Annotated in this window: 10 protein-coding genes; 5 read left to right on the top strand and 5 right to left on the bottom strand. The window is 71.5% G+C overall.

Features of this window, described 5'->3' with window-relative positions; all coding sequences use genetic code 11:
* Window positions 1-72: 72 nt before the first annotated feature.
* Entirely contained in the window at window positions 73-1,503 is a 1,431-nt protein-coding gene (gene pyk, locus ACWD4P_RS23965) for a pyruvate kinase (protein WP_449780991.1), read from the bottom strand.
* Window positions 1,504-1,837: 334 nt separating this feature from the next.
* Here pyk and ACWD4P_RS23970 point away from each other — a divergent pair, with 334 nt between their 5' ends.
* From ACWD4P_RS23970 to ACWD4P_RS23990, 5 genes are all read left to right on the top strand, one after another.
* Window positions 1,838-2,932, top strand: a complete 1,095-nt coding sequence (locus ACWD4P_RS23970) for a hypothetical protein (RefSeq protein ID WP_449780992.1) — start codon at window positions 1,838-1,840, stop codon at window positions 2,930-2,932.
* Entirely contained in the window at window positions 2,929-4,581 is a 1,653-nt protein-coding gene (locus tag ACWD4P_RS23975) for a VWA domain-containing protein (RefSeq protein WP_449780993.1), read from the top strand. The genes ACWD4P_RS23970 and ACWD4P_RS23975 overlap by 4 nt, the downstream gene beginning before the upstream one ends.
* Window positions 4,568-5,185, top strand: coding sequence for a hypothetical protein (locus tag ACWD4P_RS23980; RefSeq protein ID WP_449780994.1), 618 nt, complete (start codon window positions 4,568-4,570; stop codon window positions 5,183-5,185). Before ACWD4P_RS23975 ends, ACWD4P_RS23980 begins: the two co-directional genes overlap by 14 nt.
* 230 nt (window positions 5,186-5,415) lie before the next feature.
* A complete protein-coding gene (locus ACWD4P_RS23985) occupies window positions 5,416-7,251 on the top strand; it encodes a bifunctional metallophosphatase/5'-nucleotidase (protein WP_359818999.1) in 1,836 nt (611 codons plus the stop codon).
* Window positions 7,252-7,328: 77 nt separating this feature from the next.
* Complete coding sequence (locus tag ACWD4P_RS23990) at window positions 7,329-7,898, top strand: Uma2 family endonuclease (protein WP_449780995.1); 570 nt, start codon at window positions 7,329-7,331, stop codon at window positions 7,896-7,898.
* Window positions 7,899-7,954: 56 nt separating this feature from the next.
* On the opposite strand, the gene ACWD4P_RS23995 is transcribed toward ACWD4P_RS23990, so the two are convergent.
* From ACWD4P_RS23995 to gltB, 4 genes are all read right to left on the bottom strand, one after another.
* Window positions 7,955-9,412, bottom strand: a complete 1,458-nt coding sequence (locus tag ACWD4P_RS23995) for an aldehyde dehydrogenase family protein (protein WP_359818991.1) — start codon at window positions 9,410-9,412, stop codon at window positions 7,955-7,957.
* Between the two features lie 49 nt (window positions 9,413-9,461).
* Window positions 9,462-10,328, bottom strand: a complete 867-nt coding sequence (locus tag ACWD4P_RS24000) for a helix-turn-helix domain-containing protein (protein ID WP_359818989.1) — start codon at window positions 10,326-10,328, stop codon at window positions 9,462-9,464.
* A 334-nt stretch (window positions 10,329-10,662) separates the two neighbouring features.
* Window positions 10,663-12,123: a glutamate synthase subunit beta gene (locus tag ACWD4P_RS24005; protein ID WP_359818987.1), complete on the bottom strand. Its 1,461-nt coding sequence runs from the start codon at window positions 12,121-12,123 to the stop codon at window positions 10,663-10,665.
* Window positions 12,116-16,717, bottom strand: coding sequence for a glutamate synthase large subunit (gene gltB / locus ACWD4P_RS24010; RefSeq protein WP_449781015.1), 4,602 nt, complete (start codon window positions 16,715-16,717; stop codon window positions 12,116-12,118). Before gltB ends, ACWD4P_RS24005 begins: the two co-directional genes overlap by 8 nt.
* Window positions 16,718-17,030 lie beyond the last annotated feature (313 nt).

The following is a 17,030-nucleotide window of genomic DNA, read 5'->3' on the forward strand; positions in this document are numbered from 1 at the left end:
GCTCCCCCGCCGGCCCCCCTCTGCGCGGGGGGGGGGGCCCGCGGGGGGGCCGCGCCGCCGAGCAGTGGTCGCTCAGACGTCCAGCGTCCCCACGTGGTGGACGCGGACGAGGTTGGTGGAGCCGGCCAGGCCGGGCGGGGAGCCCGCCGTGATGACGACGATGTCGCCCTTCTGGCAGCGGCCGAGCGAGAGCAGGGCCGCGTCGACCTGTTCGACCATCTGGTCCGTCGTCGACGCGAACGGGCCGAGGAAGGTCTCCACGCCCCAGGTGAGGGCGAGTTGGGAGCGCACGGCCGGCTCGTAGGTGAAGGCGAGCACGGGGATGGGCGAGCGGTAGCGGGTGAGCCGGCGGGCGGTGTCGCCGGACTGGGTGAACGCGATCAGGTACTTGGCGTGCAGGAAGTCGCCGATCTCGGCGGCCGCGCGGGCGACGGCGCCGCCCTGGGTCCGCGGCTTGCTGCCGGTGATCAGCGGAGGCAGCCCGGCCGCCAGGATGTCGGTCTCGGCGGCCTCCACGATCCGGGCCATGGTCTTGACCGTCTCGACCGGGTACTTGCCGACCGAGGTCTCCCCGGAGAGCATCACCGCGTCCGTCCCGTCGAGGACGGCGTTGGCGACGTCGGAGGCCTCGGCGCGGGTCGGCCGGGAGGTGTTGATCATCGAGTCGAGCATCTGGGTCGCCACGATGACCGGCTTGGCGTTGCGGCGGGCGAGCTTGATGGCGCGCTTCTGGACCAGCGGGACCTGTTCGAGGGGCATCTCCACGCCCAGGTCGCCGCGGGCCACCATGATCCCGTCGAAGGCGTCGACGACGGACTCCAGGTTCTCCACCGCCTGCGGCTTCTCGATCTTGGCGATGACGGGGACGCGGCGCCCCTCCTCCGCCATGATCCGGTGGACGTCCTCGGCGTCCCGCCCGCTGCGGACGAAGGAGAGCGCGACGAGGTCGGCTCCGGTCCGCAGCGCCCACCGCAGGTCGGCGACGTCCTTGTCGCTGAGCGCGGGGACGGAGACGGCGACACCGGGGAGGTTGAGGCCCTTGTGGTCGGAGACCAGGCCGCCCTCGATGACCAGGCACCGCACGTGCGGCCCGTCGACGGCGACGACCTCCAGGGTGACCCGGCCGTCGTCGACGAGGATGCGCTCGCCGCGGCCGACGTCCCCGGCGAGGCCCGAGTAGGTGGTTCCGCAGCGGTCCTTGTCCCCCACGACGCCCTTGTCGGTGGAGATGGTGAACTCGTCGCCGCGTTCGAGGAGTACGGGGCCGTGGGCGAAGGTGTCGAGCCGGATCTTCGGGCCTTGAAGGTCGGCGAGGACGCCGACGCTGCGGCCGGTCTCGTCGGCGGCCTTGCGGACGCGGCGGTAGCGTTCCTCGTGCTCGGCGTGCGTTCCGTGGCTGAGGTTCAGTCGGGCGATGTCCATCCCGGCGTCGACCAGGGATTTGATCTGGTCGTACGAGTCGGTGGCGGGCCCGAGGGTACAGACGATTTTTGCTCGGCGCATAGTGCTGAGACTAGGCATTACCGACGCGTAACCACGACGCGGGTCCGGACTGCGGGATGACCGTTTCTGTAAGGCGAGTTGAACAATCTGACACATCCTCGGGCGGCCGCGTGAACACCCCCCGGCGCGCGCCTCCCGAACCCTAGTCGCGCCCCGCCGCACACCTCCCGTGCCGCCCGTCGATGCGATTCCGTGAAGGGGTGTTCACCCGTGGTTCACCGCCGCTTCCGCCCCCGCTCCCCACCCGGCGGGACGCTCGTCACCCCCGGGTGGATGCCGGGGCGCCCCGGGCGACCACCCGGACGAAGTAGCGGACGAGGGGGAGGCGTTCGGCATGCGACGCGCACTGGGGGTGGTTGCGGCCCTGGCCCTGTTGGGCGGGGTCGCCTTCGCGCTGATCCCCGACGACAAGAAGAAGGACGACACGGCGACGGTCACCGTCACCGGACTGATCGGCTCGGAGAAGCGCGCCTTCTTCGAGGACGAGGCGGTCAAGGCGGAGTTGGCGAAGAAGGGCCTGGTGGTCCGCGCGGACTCCACCGGTTCCTGGACGATGAGCGACCAGGCGGCCAAGACCCCGGGGCTGGACTTCGCCTTCCCGGCCAGTTCGGCGCCGGCACGGGAGATCCAGCGCATCTGGAAGCTGCAGGACTCCCCGCTGGTGCCGTTCTACTCACCGCTGGTGATCGTGGCCCACGAGCCGGTGGCCAACGTCCTGAGGGACAACAAACTGGCCGATCTGGACCCAGTCACCGGCGTCTGGACGTTCCGGATGGACGAGTACGTCAACGCCCTGAAGGGCAACCGCCGGTGGGAGGAGCTGTCCGGCGCCGCCACCCACCCGGAGCTGTCCGGCCAGCTGTTCGTGACCACCACCGACCCGGAGAGCTCGTCCTCCGGCGCGATGTACCTCGCGCTGCTCTCCTACATCGTCAACGGCCACCAGGTGGTGTCGGACGAAGCCGGTGTCGCCAACGTCAAGGACGTCCTGCACAAGGCGAACGCCCTGCAGGGCATCCAGAAGAGCAGCAGCGACGAACCGTTCCGGGACTTCGGCGCGGGCATCGGCAGCCCGCTGATCTTCGCGTACGAGTCGCAGGCCGCCGCCCTGCCGCTCCAGGGCAAGCCCACCGGGGACATGGTGGTGATGTACCCGGACACCACGGTCTACTCGGACCACACCGTCGTGGCCCACACCGACAACGGCCGCACGCTCGCCGACGTCCTCCAGAACGACGACGTGCTGCGCGGCCTGGAGGCCAAGTACGGGCTCCGGCCGCAGGCCAAGCCGGAGGCCTTCGCGAACCTGATGCGGGAGAAGAAGCCGACTTTCGCACCCGATCTGACCGCCGCCAGGATCAAGCAGGCGACGTTGCCCTCGCTGGACAACCTGCGCGAGCTGACCGCCGCGGCGAAGGGGACCAAGTGACCATCCCGATGAAGCGCCGCGGCCTGCTCGCCGCCGCGCTGGCCGCCGTGCTCGCCGCGGCGAGCGCCTGCACCTCCACCGGAGGGAAGCCCGTACCCGACCCCGACGGCTCGCCCGCCGCGACCGCCAAGCCGGGTGTGCTGCGCGTCCTGGCCGGCAGCGAACTCCAGGACCTGGCACCGGTGTTGGAGGAGGCCAAGAAGGCCACCGGGGTGACCGTGCAGTTCTCCTGGACGGGCACCCTGGACGGCGCGGACGCCGTCTCCTCGGGGCGGGCCGACGGCAAGTACGACGCCGTGTGGTTCCCGTCCAACCAGTACCTGCGGCTCGATCCGACCGGCAAGTCCAAACTGGTCTCCGAGACCCCGGTGATGGTCTCGCCGGTGGCGATCGGGGTGCGCTCCTCGGCGCTCGGCGACCTCGGCTGGGGCGACGGCTCCAAGGTGACCTGGGCACAGGTCGGCGAGGCGGCCTCGGCCGGCAAGCTGCCGTACGGGATGGCCGACCCGTCCCGTTCCAACTCGGGCTTCTCCACCCTCGTCGCGGTGGCCTCGGCCTTCTCCGGCGCGGGCGCGGCGCTGACCGACGCGGACGTGCAGAAGGCCAACCCGCAGCTGAAGCAGTTCTTCAAGGGCCAGAAGCTGACCTCCGGCTCCTCGGGCTGGCTGGCGCAGGCCTACGGCCGGGCCGAGTCGGGCACGGTGAGCGCGCTGGTGAACTACGAGTCGGTGCTGCTGTCGTTGAACAGGACGCTGTCGCCGGCCCAGCAACTGACCGTGGTGCGGCCGGTGGACGGCGTGGTGTCGGCGGACTACCCGCTCTCGCTGATGGCCTCCGCCGCGCAGGAGCAACGCGACTCCTTCCAGCGGCTGACCGCGTACCTGCTCAAGGAGGACGTGCAGAAGCGCATCTCCGAGACGACGCTGCGCCGCCCGGTGACGGCCGGCGCGGCCCCGGCCGCCGGGCTGCCCACGGACCGCCGCAGGGAGCTGCCGTTCCCGGGCACCCGGGCGGTCGCGGACGGCCTGCTGGCCGCGTACCAGAACGAGCTGCGCCGCCCGTCCCGGACGGTGTACGTGCTGGACACCTCGGGCTCGATGGAGGGCCCCCGGATCGCCGCGCTGAAGAGCGCGCTGGGCCGGCTGACCGGGGCGGACGACACCCGCGGGGTGCGCCGCTTCCGGGACCGCGAGGAGATCACGCTGCTCTCCTTCGCCTCCGAGGTGAAGTGGACCAGGACCCACGTGGTGCCGGCCACCGGCGGCCAGCCGGGCCCGCAGGCGGAGTTGGCGAAGATCGACGCGGACGTGCAGTCGCTGGCCGCCTCGGGCGGGACGGCGGTGTACTCCTCCCTGGAGGAGGCGTACCGGGTGATCGAGCGCCAGCAGGCCGCGGCCGCCGACGACCGGTTCACGTCGATCGTGCTGATGACCGACGGGGAGAGCAACGCCGGGGCGACGGACGGCGACTTCAAGCGCTTCCACGACGCCCTGCCGCCCGGGGAGAAGGCGATCCCGGTGTTCCCGATCAAGTTCGGGGAGGCGGCGGTGGGCCAGCTCCAGGGGATCGCGGACCTGAGCGGCGGCAAGCTGTTCGACGGGACGGGCTCGCTGGACGGGGTGTTCGAGGAGATCCGTGGCTACCAGTGACGGGTTCGGCCGCCGGGCCCTGCGCTACCTGGAGTCGGCGCGGAACCTGGTCGGCTGCGCGGGCGGCGCGGTCGGCCTGGGGCTGCACTTCGCCGGGCTGGGCGGGGTCTGGTGGCCGGGGGTCGTGGCCGGGCTGTACGGGGTGGGCGCGCTGCTGACGCCCGGCCCGCGGCCCGGCCCGGGCGCGGGCAGCGGCAGCGGCAGCGGCAGCGGCACGGGTCCGGAAGTCGAAGCGGGTAGGCCCCCGGGTGCGGCCGGGGCGCCGACCGCGCTCCCGACCGGCTACCCCACCGGCTCCGGAACGCACGAACCGGAGCCCGTCCCGACCCCGCCCCCCGCGCCCGACCCGGAGCTGGTGGCGCTGGCCGCCTACCTGGACACCGTGCCGCTGCCTCCCTCGGCCGGGGTGGAGGGCCTGCTGACGGCCCTGCACGCGGCCGGGCCGGGCCCGGTGGCGGAGCGGATCGTCCGGGACCGGCTGCCCGTCGCGGTGGCCGGCTACCTGCGGGCGCGGACCTGGCAGCCGTGGGCGGGGCCGGACGACCCTGACCCGGCGGTCCGGCTGGGCCGCGAGGTCGAGCGGCTGGTGGCCGAGCTGTCCTGACCGGCGGCGGAACGGCCCGCCCTACCACTCCGCACTCCCCCGTTCCCGTCACGAACGAGTCGCCAAGATCTCACCTCTTGGACAGGTCCGGGGGCTATTCAGCACCCCGGCCCGCACGGCACACTTCTACGCGCGTCCCTCTACGCGCGTCGACGCGTGGACGCACACTTTTGCCAACGAATGCCAGTTGACGGTCCATCCGCCGTCGGTCCCACTCGGGAGAGTCGTCCATGCCCCTGAACCGCCGTGACTTCGTCACCCGGTCCGCCGCCACCGCCGCCGGCGCCGCCCTGGCCGGTGGCGCCACCCTGGCCGCCGCCCCCTCCGCCGCGGCCGCCCAGCCGGAGCCGGCGGCCGCCAAGGGCGGGCGTCAGCCGCAGCACAAGCAGGCCTTCACCGTCATGGGCACCACCGACCTGCACGGCCGGGTGCTCAACTGGGACTACTTCACCGACGCCGAGTACACCGACAAGGGCCACAACGCGGTCGGCCTCGCCAAGATCTCCACCCTGGCCAACCAGGTGCGCGAGGAGAAGGGCTGGGACCGCTGCCTGCTGATCGACTCCGGTGACACCATCCAGGGCACCCAGCTGTCCTACTACTACGCCCGGATCGAGTCGATCGACACCGAGGCCAACACGGTGCCGGACCACCCGATGGCCGTCGCCATGAACCTCATGGAGTACGACGCCGCCGCGCTCGGCAACCACGAGTTCAACTACGGCATCCCGCTCCTGAAGGCCTACCAGGACCAGCTGGAGTTCCCGCTGCTGGGCGCCAACGCGCTGAACGCCAAGAACGAGAAGCCGGCCTTCAAGCCGTACGTGATCAAGGAGCTGCGGCTGGGCGGGGGCCGCCCGGTGCGGGTCGGCATCCTCGGCCTCACCAACCCGGGCATCGCGATCTGGGACAAGGCCAACGTGAGCGGCAAGATGGTCTTCCCGGGCATCGTCGAGACCGCCGCCGTCTGGGTCCCGAAGATGAAGGCCGCGGGCGCGGACGTCATCGTGGTCTCCGCCCACTCGGGCTGCGACGAGGCGACCACCTGGGGCGACCAGCTGCCCTGGGCCGAGAACGCCTCGGTCGCGCTGGCGGAGACCGTCCCGGACATCGACGCGGTGCTGGTGGGCCACGCCCACAAGGAGATCCCGCAGCGCCTGGTCGTCAACAAGAAGACCGGCCGGACGGTCGTGCTCTCCGAGCCGCTCTGCTACGGCCAGCGGCTGACCTGCTTCGACTTCGAGGTCGAGTTCGCGGCCGGCGTCTGGAAGGTCGCCTCGGTCTCGGCCCGGCTGCTGAACTCCAACACGGTGCCGGAGAACCCGGAGATCACCGACGCGATCGCCGAGCAGCACAAGAAGGTCGTCGCGTACGTCAACCAGAACATCGGCACCAGCAAGATCGCGCTGTCGATCGCCGAGGCCCCCTTCAAGGCCACCCCGATCATCGACCTGATCGGCAGGGTCCAGGCCGACGCGGTCAAGGCCGCGCTGGCCGGCGGGCAGTACGCCAACCTCCCGGTGCTGGCCCAGGCCGCCCCGTTCAACCGCACCGCGCTGATCCCGTCCGGCCAGGTCAAGCTGCGCGACGCCGCGGGCCTCTACATCTACGAGAACACCCTGGAGGCCCGCATCCTGACGGGCGCCCAGCTCAAGGACTACCTGGAGTACTCGGTCAAGTACTACAACCAGCTCGCCCCGGGCGCCCCGGTCGACAAGGACAAGCTGACCGGCGCCGAGGCCACCCCGGACTACAACTACGACTCGGTCTACGGCCTGAGCTACGACATCGACATCGCCCAGCCGAAGGGCTCGCGGATCGTCAACCTGTCCTTCCAGGGCAAGCCGATCGACCCGGCCGCCGAGTTCGTCCTCGCCGTCAACAACTACCGCGCCAACGGCGGCGGCAACTTCCCGCACGTCGCCAAGGCCAAGGTGGTCTGGGCGAACTCCGACGAGATCCGCAACACCATGATCGCCTGGGTGAAGGCCAAGGGCGTCATCGACCCCGCGGACTTCTTCACCGACTCCTGGCGCCTCGTCCGCGCCGGCCAGCCGGTCTTCTGACCCGCACCCCGCCACCGGAAGGCCGTCGCCCCGTCCGGCGACGGCCTTCCGGCCCGTCCGGGTGGAAGAATGGCGGCATGAGCGAGTCCCGGATCCCGGACCGCCACGCTCGGCTGCTGGCCTACGCGCAGAGTCTGACGCCGCCGAGCGGGTGGAAGATCGAGATCTCCGGCGACGAGATCATCGTGATGGCCGGGCCCTCGGTGATCCACCAGCGCAACCTGCTGCTGATCCGCAGGCAGTTCGAGGCCCACGAACCCGCCGGCCTGATGCCCAGCGAGAACACCGACCTCGCCGCCCCGAACGTCGGCAAGCTGCGCAACCCCGACCTGACCTACATCCCCCTCTCCGCCGTGGAAGAGGGCGGCAACCAGGTCCCCGCCGAGCAGGCGGCCATCGCCGTGGAGGTCGTCTCCCCGTCGAACCCGGAGAACGACCTGGTCGGCAAGGTCCGCGACTACCCGCTGATGGCCATCCCGCTGTACCTGGTGATCGACCCCCGCGAGGGCGATCTGACGCTCTACTCCGAGCCGTCCGGCAGCGGCTACCACCAGCAGTGGAACGGCAAGTTCGGCGACCGCGTGCCCCTCCCGGCCCCCTTCGGCTTCGAACTCGCCACCGACGGCCTGCTCCGCTACCCGGCCTGAGACGCACGGGCCTCCCGGCGGCTGCCGCCGGGAGGCCCGTGCGTACGAAGCCCCGGTCAGAAGGGGAAGACCGCGCGCTCGTGCTGGACGGAGATCCACTTCAGGGTGGTGAAGGCCTCCACCGTGGACTCGCCGTTGAGGCGGCCGACGCCGGAGTTCTTCTCGCCGCCGAAGGGCACGCCCGGCTCGTCGGCGATGGTGCCGCCGTTGACGTGGATCATGCCGGTCTCGATCCGCTGGGCGATCCGCACGCCGCGCTCGACGTCCCCGGTGTGGACCGCGCCGCTGAGCCCGAACGGCGTGTCGTTGGCGAGCCGGACGGCCTCGTCCTCGCCGTCGAACGGCACCAGCAGCACGACCGGGCCGAAGAGTTCGGTCCGCAGGATCGGCGCGTCCTCGGCCAGGCCGGTGAGCACCGTCGGCGCCATCAGGCTGCCGACCGTGCTGCCGCGCAGCAGCGCGGTGGCACCGGCGGCGACCGCCTGGTCGACCTGGGCGGAGAGGGCGTCGGCCTGGACGGAGTTGATCAGCGGGCCGATGTGGGTGGCCGGGTCCCGCGGGTCGCCGACGGTGAGCGAGGCGACCTTGGCGACGAACTTCTCGGTGAACTCGGCCTCGACGCTCCGGTCCACCAGTACCCGGTTGGCGGCCATGCAGACCTGCCCCTGGTGGACGAAGCGGCTGAACACGGCCGCGTCGACGGCGTGGTCGACGTCGGCGTCGTCCAGCACGATCAGCGCGCTGTTGCCGCCGAGTTCCAGGACCGTGCGCTTGAAGTGCGCGGCGGCGACGGTGGCGACGTGCCGGCCGACCTTGTCCGAGCCGGTGAAGGAGATCACCTTGGGCACCGGGTGCTCCAGGAAGCTGTCGCCGACCTCGGCGATGTCGGTGACCACCACGTTCAGCAGGCCGGGCGGCAGCCCCGCCTCCTCGAAGAGCTTCGCGATCAGCCCGCCGCCGACGATCGGGGTCTCCTGGTGCGGCTTGAGGACGACGCCGTTGCCGAGCGCGAGCGCCGGGGCGACGGCCTTGAGCGCCAGGAACAGCGGGAAGTTGAAGGGGCTGATCACGCCGACCACGCCGACCGGCAGCCGGTAGAGCCGGTTCTCCCGGCCCTGGGCGGGCGAGGTCAGCAGCCGGCCCTCGGGGGCGACCGACTGGTGGAGGCAGTCCCGCAGCACGTCCTTGACCAGCGAGAGTTCGAAGCCCGCCTTCAGCGCGGTGCCGCCGAGCTCCGCCATGATCGCCCGGACGATCTCCGGCTCCCACTCCTCCAGCAGCCGCAGCGCGCGCTCGAAGACGGTCCGCCGCTGGTACGGGTTGGTGGCGGCCCACGCCTTCTGGGCGCGCGCGGCGGCGCGGTAGGCCAGGTCGACCTCGGCGACGGTGGCGACGGTGATGGTGGCGAGCTTGTCGCCGGTGTAGGGGTCGACGTCGACGATGTCCCAGGAGCCGCTGCCACTGCGCCACTCGCCGTCGATGTACTGCAGCGCCAACTCGGAGAAGTACGACATCTGATCCCTCTCATGCACCGACCTGATGGGGACTCATCGTACTGACGTATTAGAGTTCTTGGCGCACCGCATGCAGCAGGTCGCGGGTCAGTTCCGGGCTCAGGCTGTCGGCGACCAGGTCGTCCATCGCGTGCCGGTACTCGGCCACCTCGGCGGGCTTGTCCAGGTAGAGCGCGGTGGTGAACTGCTCCAGGTACACCACGTCCGCCAACTCGGCCTCGGCGAAGCCCAGGACGGTGAAGGCGCCGCTCTCCGCGCTCAGCCCGGCGTTGCCCAGCGGCAGCACCTGGAGCCGGACGTTGGGCAGCTCGCCGAGCTCCAGCAGCCGGTCCAGCTGGCCGCGCATGAGCTCCGGACCGCCCCAGGGGCGGCGCAGCGCGGCCTCGTCCAGCACGGCGACCAGGTGCGGTGCCCGTTCGCCGGTCAGCACCGCCTGCCGTTTGAGCCGGACGTCGACGCGGCGCTCGATCTCCTCCGGTCCGCTGCCGTGGCAGCCGGCGGTGACCACGGCCCGGGCGTAGTCGGCGGTCTGGAGCAGCCCGTGGACGAACTGGACCTCGTAGCTGCGGATCTCGGCCGCGGCCTCCTCCAGGCCCAGGTAGTTCTGGAACCAGCCGGGCAGCACGTCCCCGTACTCGTGCCACCAGGAGGTGGCGTTGGCGTCGCGCAGCAGTCCGAGGACGGTGGCGCGCTCCTGTTCGGCCTCGACGCCGTACAGGGTCAGGAGGTCGGCGACGTCGCGTTCCTTGAAGCCGACCCGGCCGAGTTCCATCCGGCTGATCTTGGATTCGGAGGCCCGGATCGAGTACCCGGCCTCCTCCCGGCTGACGCCTCTGGCCTCGCGGAGTCTGCGCAGCTGGGTGCCGAGCAGCAGACGCCGTACGGTGGCGCCCCCGCCTGCCTGAGTCGTGCCCATCGAAGTCGTCCTCCGCACTCGCCCAGCCCCCCGGCCGTCGGCCGCAGTCTGCCACTTGGCACCGACGAACAACAGCCCACTGTCCGGTATCCCGCGGGGGTGGCGGACTCCGGCCGTTCGTCCGGGTCCGGAGCGTCCCGCGGAGGGGCGGCGGAGCGTCCCGCGGAGGGGCGGCCGTGCGGGAACGCGACGGCGCCCGCCCTCCAACTGGTCGGGGAAGAGGGCAGGCGCCAGGAGACCGCGTTGGCCCGGCGACGCTGGCGGGGGCAGCGGGTTGAGCTCCCGGCGATGCGGCGCCGGGCGTTCGGTGGGGGCCGGTCGGACCGTCCGTCCGTCAGACCACCAGGGGGCGGTCCGTGGGCCGGATCGGGGCGGGAAGCGGGGACTTGCCGCCCAGGTACTTGTCCACCGCGGCGGCGGCCGAACGGCCCTCCGCGATGGCCCAGACGATCAGCGACTGGCCACGACCGGCGTCTCCGCAGACGTACACGCCATCGACATTGGTGGCGAACCGGCCATCACGGGCAATGTTACCGCGCGCGTCGAGGTCCGCTCCCAGCTGCTCGACCAGCCCGTTCCGCACGTCCGTCCCGGTGAAGCCCATGGCCAGGGTGACCAGCTGCGCCGGGACGGCCCGCTCGGTGCCGGGCACCGGCTCGAACCGGCCGTCCTTGAACTCCACCTCGACGAGGTGCAGTTCCTGGACGTTGCCGTCCTCGTCGCCACTGAAGTGGGTGGTGTTGACGGAGTAGATCCGCTCGCCGCCCTCCTCGTGCGCGGAGGTGACCTTGTACGTCATCGGCATGGTCGGCCAGGGCTGGTGGCCGGGCCGTTCCTCGCCGGGCCGCGGCATGATCTCCAGCTGGGTGACGGAGGCCGCCCCCTGCCGGTGCGCGGTGCCGACGCAGTCCGCGCCGGTGTCGCCGCCGCCGATCACGACCACGTGCTTGCCCTTGGCGCTGACCGGCGACTCGACGAAGTCGCCCTCCTGCACCTTGTTGGCCAGCGGCAGGTACTCCATGGCCTGGTAGACGCCCTTGAGCTCGCGCCCGGGCACCGGCAGGTCGCGGGCGGTGGTGGCGCCGGCGGCGACGACCACGGCGTCGAAGCGCTCGCGCAGCTGCTGCCCGGTGATGTCCTCGCCGACGTGCACGCCGGTGCGGAACCGGGTGCCCTCCGCGCGCATCTGCTCGATGCGGCGGTTGATGTGGCGCTTCTCCATCTTGAACTCGGGGATGCCGTAGCGCAGCAGTCCGCCGATCCGGTCGGCCCGCTCGTACACCACGACGGTGTGCCCGGCCCGGGTGAGCTGCTGGGCGGCGGCGAGGCCGGCGGGGCCGGAGCCCACCACGGCGACGGTCTTGCCGGACAGCCGCTCGGGCACCTGCGGGGTGACCCCGCCGCGGTCCCAGGCCTTGTCGATGATGGTGACCTCGACGTTCTTGATGGTCACCGCGTCCTGGTTGATGCCGAGGACGCACGCGGACTCGCACGGGGCCGGGCACAGCCGACCGGTGAACTCCGGGAAGTTGTTGGTGGCGTGCAGCCGCTCGATCGCGCCGACGAAGTCGTCCCGGTAGGCGAGGTCGTTCCACTCGGGGATGAGGTTCCCGAGCGGGCAGCCGTTGTGGCAGAACGGGATGCCGCAGTCCATGCAGCGGCCGGCCTGCTCGGTGATGATCGGCAGGAGGCTGCGTTCGACGTAGACCTCGTTCCAGTCCTTGATCCGGACGTCGACCGGGCGGCGCTCCGCCAGCTGCTTGGGCGTGGTCAGGAAGCCCTTGGGGTCAGCCATTAGCCGCCTCCATCATCTTCGCGGTGGTCTCGGCCTCGGAGAGGCCATCGCGCTCAGCGGCGTCCTTGGCGGCGAGCACTGCCTTGTAGTCGGTCGGCATGATCTTGGAGAAGCGGGAGACCCCGCCGCCCCAGTCCGCCAGGAGTTCGGCGGCGACGGTGGAGCCGGTCTCCTCGTAGTGCTGCTGCACGGTGTCGCGCAGCCAGTCGCGGTCGGCGGCGGTGGGGGCCTCGATGCCGACCATCCCGTCGTTGACGTTGGCGGGGCGCAGGTCCAGGACGTACGCGACGCCGCCGGACATGCCCGCCGCGAGGTTGCGTCCGGTCTCGCCGAGGACGACGACCCGGCCGCCGGTCATGTACTCCAGGCCGTGGTCGCCCACGCCCTCGACGACCAGGGTGGCCCCGGAGTTGCGGACGGCGAAGCGCTCGCCGGCCTTGCCGCGCAGGTGGACGCGGCCCGAGGTGGCGCCGTAGCCGATGGTGTTGCCGGCGATGACGTGGTTCTGCGCGTCGTTGCCGATGGCGGCGGCCTCGCGGGCGGGGCGGACGACGATCACGCCGCCGGAGAGGCCCTTGCCGACGTAGTCGTTGGCGTCGCCCTCCAGCCGCAGCGTCACGCCGCGCGGCAGGAACGCGCCGAAGGACTGCCCGGCGGAGCCGGTGAAGGTGACGTCGATGGTCCCCTCCGGCAGGCCCTCGCCGCGGTACCGCTTGGTCACCTCGTGGCCGAGCATGGTGCCGACGGTGCGGTTGACGTTGCGGATCGGCAGCTGCACCCGCACCGACTCGCCGCGCTCCAGGGCGTCCTCGGCCAGGGTGATCAGCTGGTTGTCCAGGGCCTTGTCGAGGGCGTGGTCCTGGGTGGTGGTGCGGTGCCGGGCGGCCCCTTCGGGCAGCGTCGGCACGTGGAACAGCGGGGCGAGGTCCAGCCCGGCCGCCTTCCAGTGGTCGATCGCGGCGCGGGCGTCGATGTGCTCGGCGTGGCCGACGGCCTCCTCGATCGAGCGGAAGCCCAGCGAGGCCAGGATCTCCCGGACCTCCTCGGCGATGAACTCGAAGAAGTTGACGACGAATTCGGGCTTGCCGGAGAAGCGCTCGCGCAGCACCGGGTTCTGGGTGGCGACGCCGACCGGGCAGGTGTCCAGGTGGCAGACGCGCATCATGATGCAGCCGGAGACCACCAGCGGGGCGGTCGCGAAGCCGAACTCCTCGGCGCCGAGCAGCGCGGCGATGACGACGTCGCGGCCGGTCTTCAGCTGGCCGTCGGTCTGGACGACGATGCGGTCGCGCAGCCCGTTGAGCAGCAGGGTCTGCTGGGTCTCGGCGAGGCCGAGCTCCCAGGGGCCGCCGGCGTGCTTGAGGGAGGTGAGCGGCGAGGCGCCGGTGCCGCCGTCGTGGCCGGAGACCAGGACGACGTCGGCGTGGGCCTTGGAGACGCCCGCCGCGACCGTGCCGACGCCGACCTCGGAGACCAGCTTCACGTGGATGCGGGCCGCCGGGTTGGCGTTCTTGAGGTCGTGGATCAGCTGCGCCAGGTCCTCGATCGAGTAGATGTCGTGGTGCGGCGGCGGCGAGATCAGGCCGACGCCCGGGGTGGAGTGGCGGGTCCGGGCGACCCACGGGTAGACCTTGTGGCCGGGCAGCTGGCCGCCCTCGCCGGGCTTGGCGCCCTGGGCCATCTTGATCTGGATGTCGTCCGCGTTGACCAGGTACTCGGAGGTGACGCCGAACCGGCCGGAGGCGACCTGCTTGATCGCCGAGCGGCGCTCGGGGTCGTAGAGGCGCTCCGGGTCCTCGCCGCCCTCGCCGGTGTTGGACTTGCCGCCGAGGCGGTTCATCGCGATGGCGAGGGTCTCGTGCGCCTCCATCGAGATGGAGCCGTACGACATGGCGCCGGTGGAGAAGCGCTTGACGATCTCGGAGACCGGCTCGACCTCCTCGACCGGGATCGGCTCGCGGCCGAGGCCGTCCAGCCGGAACAGGCCGCGCAGCGTCATCAGGCGCTCGGACTGCTCGTTCACCCGGTCGGTGTACTGCTTGAAGATGTCGTACCGGCGGGTGCGGGTGGCGTGCTGGAGGCGGAAGACGGTGTCCGGGTCGAACAGGTGCGGCTCGCCCTCGCGGCGCCACTGGTACTCGCCGCCGATCTCCAGCGCGCGGTGCGCGGCCGGGATGCCGGAGGCCGGGTAGGCCTTGGCGTGCCGGGCGGCCGTCTCGCGGGCGATCTCCTCCAGGCCGATGCCGCCGAGCTTGGTGGTGGTGCCGGAGAAGTAGCCGTCGACCAGGTCCTGGGAGAGGCCGATGGCCTCGAAGACCTGGGCGCCGCGGTAGGAGGCGACGGTCGAGATGCCCATCTTGGACATGACCTTGAGCACGCCCTTGCCGAGCGCCTTGATCAGGTTCTTGATGGCCTTCTCGGCTTCGACGCCCTGGATGAAGACGCCCTGGGCGACCAGGTCCTCGACCGTCTCCATCGCCAGGTACGGGTTGACCGCCCCGGCGCCGTAGCCGATCAGCAGGGCGACGTGGTGCACCTCGCGGACGTCGCCGGCCTCGACCAGCAGCGACACCCGGGTGCGCTGCTTGGTGCGGATCAGGTGGTGGTGGACGGCGGAGGTGAGCAGCAGCGAGGGGATCGGCGCGTGCTCGGCGTCCGAGTGCCGGTCGGAGAGCACGATGATCCGGGCGCCGTCGGCGATCGCCGCGTCGGCCTCGGCGGCGATCTCGGCGAGCCGGGAGGCCAGGCCCTCGCCGCCGGTGGCGACCTTGTAGAGGCCGGAGAGGGTGACGGCCTTGAGGCCGGGCTGGTCGCCGTCGGCGTTGATGTGGACGAGCTTGGCCAGCTCGTCGTTGTCGATCACCGGGAAGGTGATGCCGACGGAGCGGCAGGAGGCGGCCTCGGCGGCCAGCAGGTTGCCCTCGGGGCCGAGGTTGGACAGCAGCGAGGTGACGAGCTCCTCGCGGATGGCGTCCAGCGGCGGGTTGGTGACCTGGGCGAAGAGCTGCACGAAGTAGTCGAACAGCAGGCGCGGCTTCTCGCTCAGCGCGGCGATCGGCGAGTCGGTGCCCATCGAGCCGAGCGCCTCGGCGCCGGTGCGGGCCATCGGCGCGAGGATGACCCGCAGCTCCTCCTCGGTGTAGCCGAAGGTCTGCTGGCGGCGGGTGACGGAGGCGTGGGTGTGGGCGATGTGCTCGCGCTCGGGGAGCGTGGCGAGCTGGATCTGCCCGCCGGCGACCCACTCCTCGTAGGGGTGCTCGGCGGCGAGGGCGGACTTGATCTCCTCGTCCTCGACGATCCGGCCCTCGGCGGTGTCCACCAGGAACATCCGGCCGGGCTGGAGGCGGCCCTTCTTGGCGATCCGCTCCTGCTCGATGTCGAGCACGCCGACTTCGGAGGAGAGGACGACCAGGCCGTCCTCGGTGATCCAGTACCGGGCCGGGCGCAGGCCGTTGCGGTCGAGCACGGCGCCGATCCGGGTGCCGTCGGTGAAGGTGACGCAGGCCGGGCCGTCCCAGGGCTCCATCAGGTTGGAGTGGTACTGGTAGAAGGCGCGGCGGGCGGGGCTCATGGTGGCGTGGTTCTCCCACGCCTCCGGGATCATCATCAGCACGGCGTGCGGCAGTGAGCGGCCGCCGAGGTGGAGCAGTTCCAGGACCTCGTCGAAGGAGGCGGAGTCGGAGTGGTCCGGGGTGCAGATCGGGAAGATCCGGCTGAGGCCCTGCCCGTTCGCGTTGTCCGGGATGAGGTCGGTGGCGAGCTGCGACTCCCGGGCCCGCATCCAGTTGCGGTTGCCCTTGACCGTGTTGATCTCGCCGTTGTGCGCGACGAAGCGGTACGGGTGGGCGAGCGGCCAGCTCGGGAAGGTGTTGGTGGAGAACCGCGAGTGCACCAGGCCGATCGCGGAGGCGTAGGTGCGGTCCGACAGGTCGGGGAAGAAGGGCTCCAGCTGGCCGGTGGTCAGCATGCCCTTGTAGACGATGGTGCGCGCGGACAGCGACGGGAAGTACACCCCGGCCTCGCGCTCGGCCCGCTTGCGGACCACGAAGGCGATCCGGTCCAGCTCGATGCCGGCCTTGCCGTCCTGCGCCAGGAAGAGCTGGCGGAAGCGCGGCATGACGCCGCGGGCGGTGGAGCCGAGCAGGTCGGGGGTGACCGGGACGTCGCGCCAGCCGAGGACGGTCGTCCCCTCCTCGGCCGCGATGCCCTCGATCCGGGCGACGGCGGCGGCGTCGGCCTCGTCCGCGTCGGGCAGGAAGGCGATGCCGACGGCGTAGGAGCCGGCCGCCGGGAGCTCGAAGGGGACGTTCCCGCGCAGGAAGGCGTCCGGGATCTGGGTCAGGATGCCCGCGCCGTCGCCGGAGTCCGGTTCGGCGCCGGTGGCGCCGCGGTGCTCCAGGTTGCGCAGCACGCTGAGCGCCTGCTCGACGATGGTGTGGTCGGCGATGCCGGTCAGCGTGGCGACGAAACCGACGCCACAGGCGTCGTGCTCGTTCCGCGGGTCGTACAGGCCCTGAGCAGCAGGTCGCGCATCCGGCACGAGCGCGTACGGCGGGCGGGCGGCGCCGGCCTGGGGCTCGTTGGCGGAGTGCATGGATGCAGACAGCATCGGCTCTCCCGTCGTCGTCTTTCGGCAAGTTGGTGCAAGGAGGGACGACGTTGGCCCTGATGCGATGGTGCGGTGTCGTGCGAGTTACATGATGCCCATGATCCCGGGTAACGGAAATGTCCCGTCCACATGGCGGGACGACGCGCAGGTCAGGGGGTGTGCGAGAGGACGCGCCACAGTGCGCGTCCCGACGATTGTGCCCAACCGTGCGCGCCCTGAAACAGGGGCGAAACCGGGCCGCCATGGAAGCCGATCATGGGCGCCTGCGAATCCATCCCGGGAGCCCGTCCGCGGATGC

The sequence above is a fragment of the Kitasatospora sp. NPDC002543 genome, from assembly GCF_053594915.1.

What these genes read in the sequence shown, in the direction of transcription:
- ACWD4P_RS24005 (WP_359818987.1), bottom strand. Translation starts at nt 12,123, where the DNA reads ATGGCTGACCCCAAGGGCTTCCTGACCACGCCCAAGCAGCTGGCGGAG.
- ACWD4P_RS23995 (WP_359818991.1), bottom strand. Translation starts at nt 9,412, where the DNA reads ATGTCGTACTTCTCCGAGTTGGCGCTGCAGTACATCGACGGCGAGTGG.
- ACWD4P_RS23970 (WP_449780992.1), top strand. Translation starts at nt 1,838, where the DNA reads ATGCGACGCGCACTGGGGGTGGTTGCGGCCCTGGCCCTGTTGGGCGGG.
- ACWD4P_RS23985 (WP_359818999.1), top strand. Translation starts at nt 5,416, where the DNA reads ATGCCCCTGAACCGCCGTGACTTCGTCACCCGGTCCGCCGCCACCGCC.
- gltB (WP_449781015.1), bottom strand. Translation starts at nt 16,717, where the DNA reads ATGCACTCCGCCAACGAGCCCCAGGCCGGCGCCGCCCGCCCGCCGTAC.
- pyk (WP_449780991.1), bottom strand. Translation starts at nt 1,503, where the DNA reads ATGCGCCGAGCAAAAATCGTCTGTACCCTCGGGCCCGCCACCGACTCG.
- ACWD4P_RS23990 (WP_449780995.1), top strand. Translation starts at nt 7,329, where the DNA reads ATGAGCGAGTCCCGGATCCCGGACCGCCACGCTCGGCTGCTGGCCTAC.
- ACWD4P_RS24000 (WP_359818989.1), bottom strand. Translation starts at nt 10,328, where the DNA reads ATGGGCACGACTCAGGCAGGCGGGGGCGCCACCGTACGGCGTCTGCTG.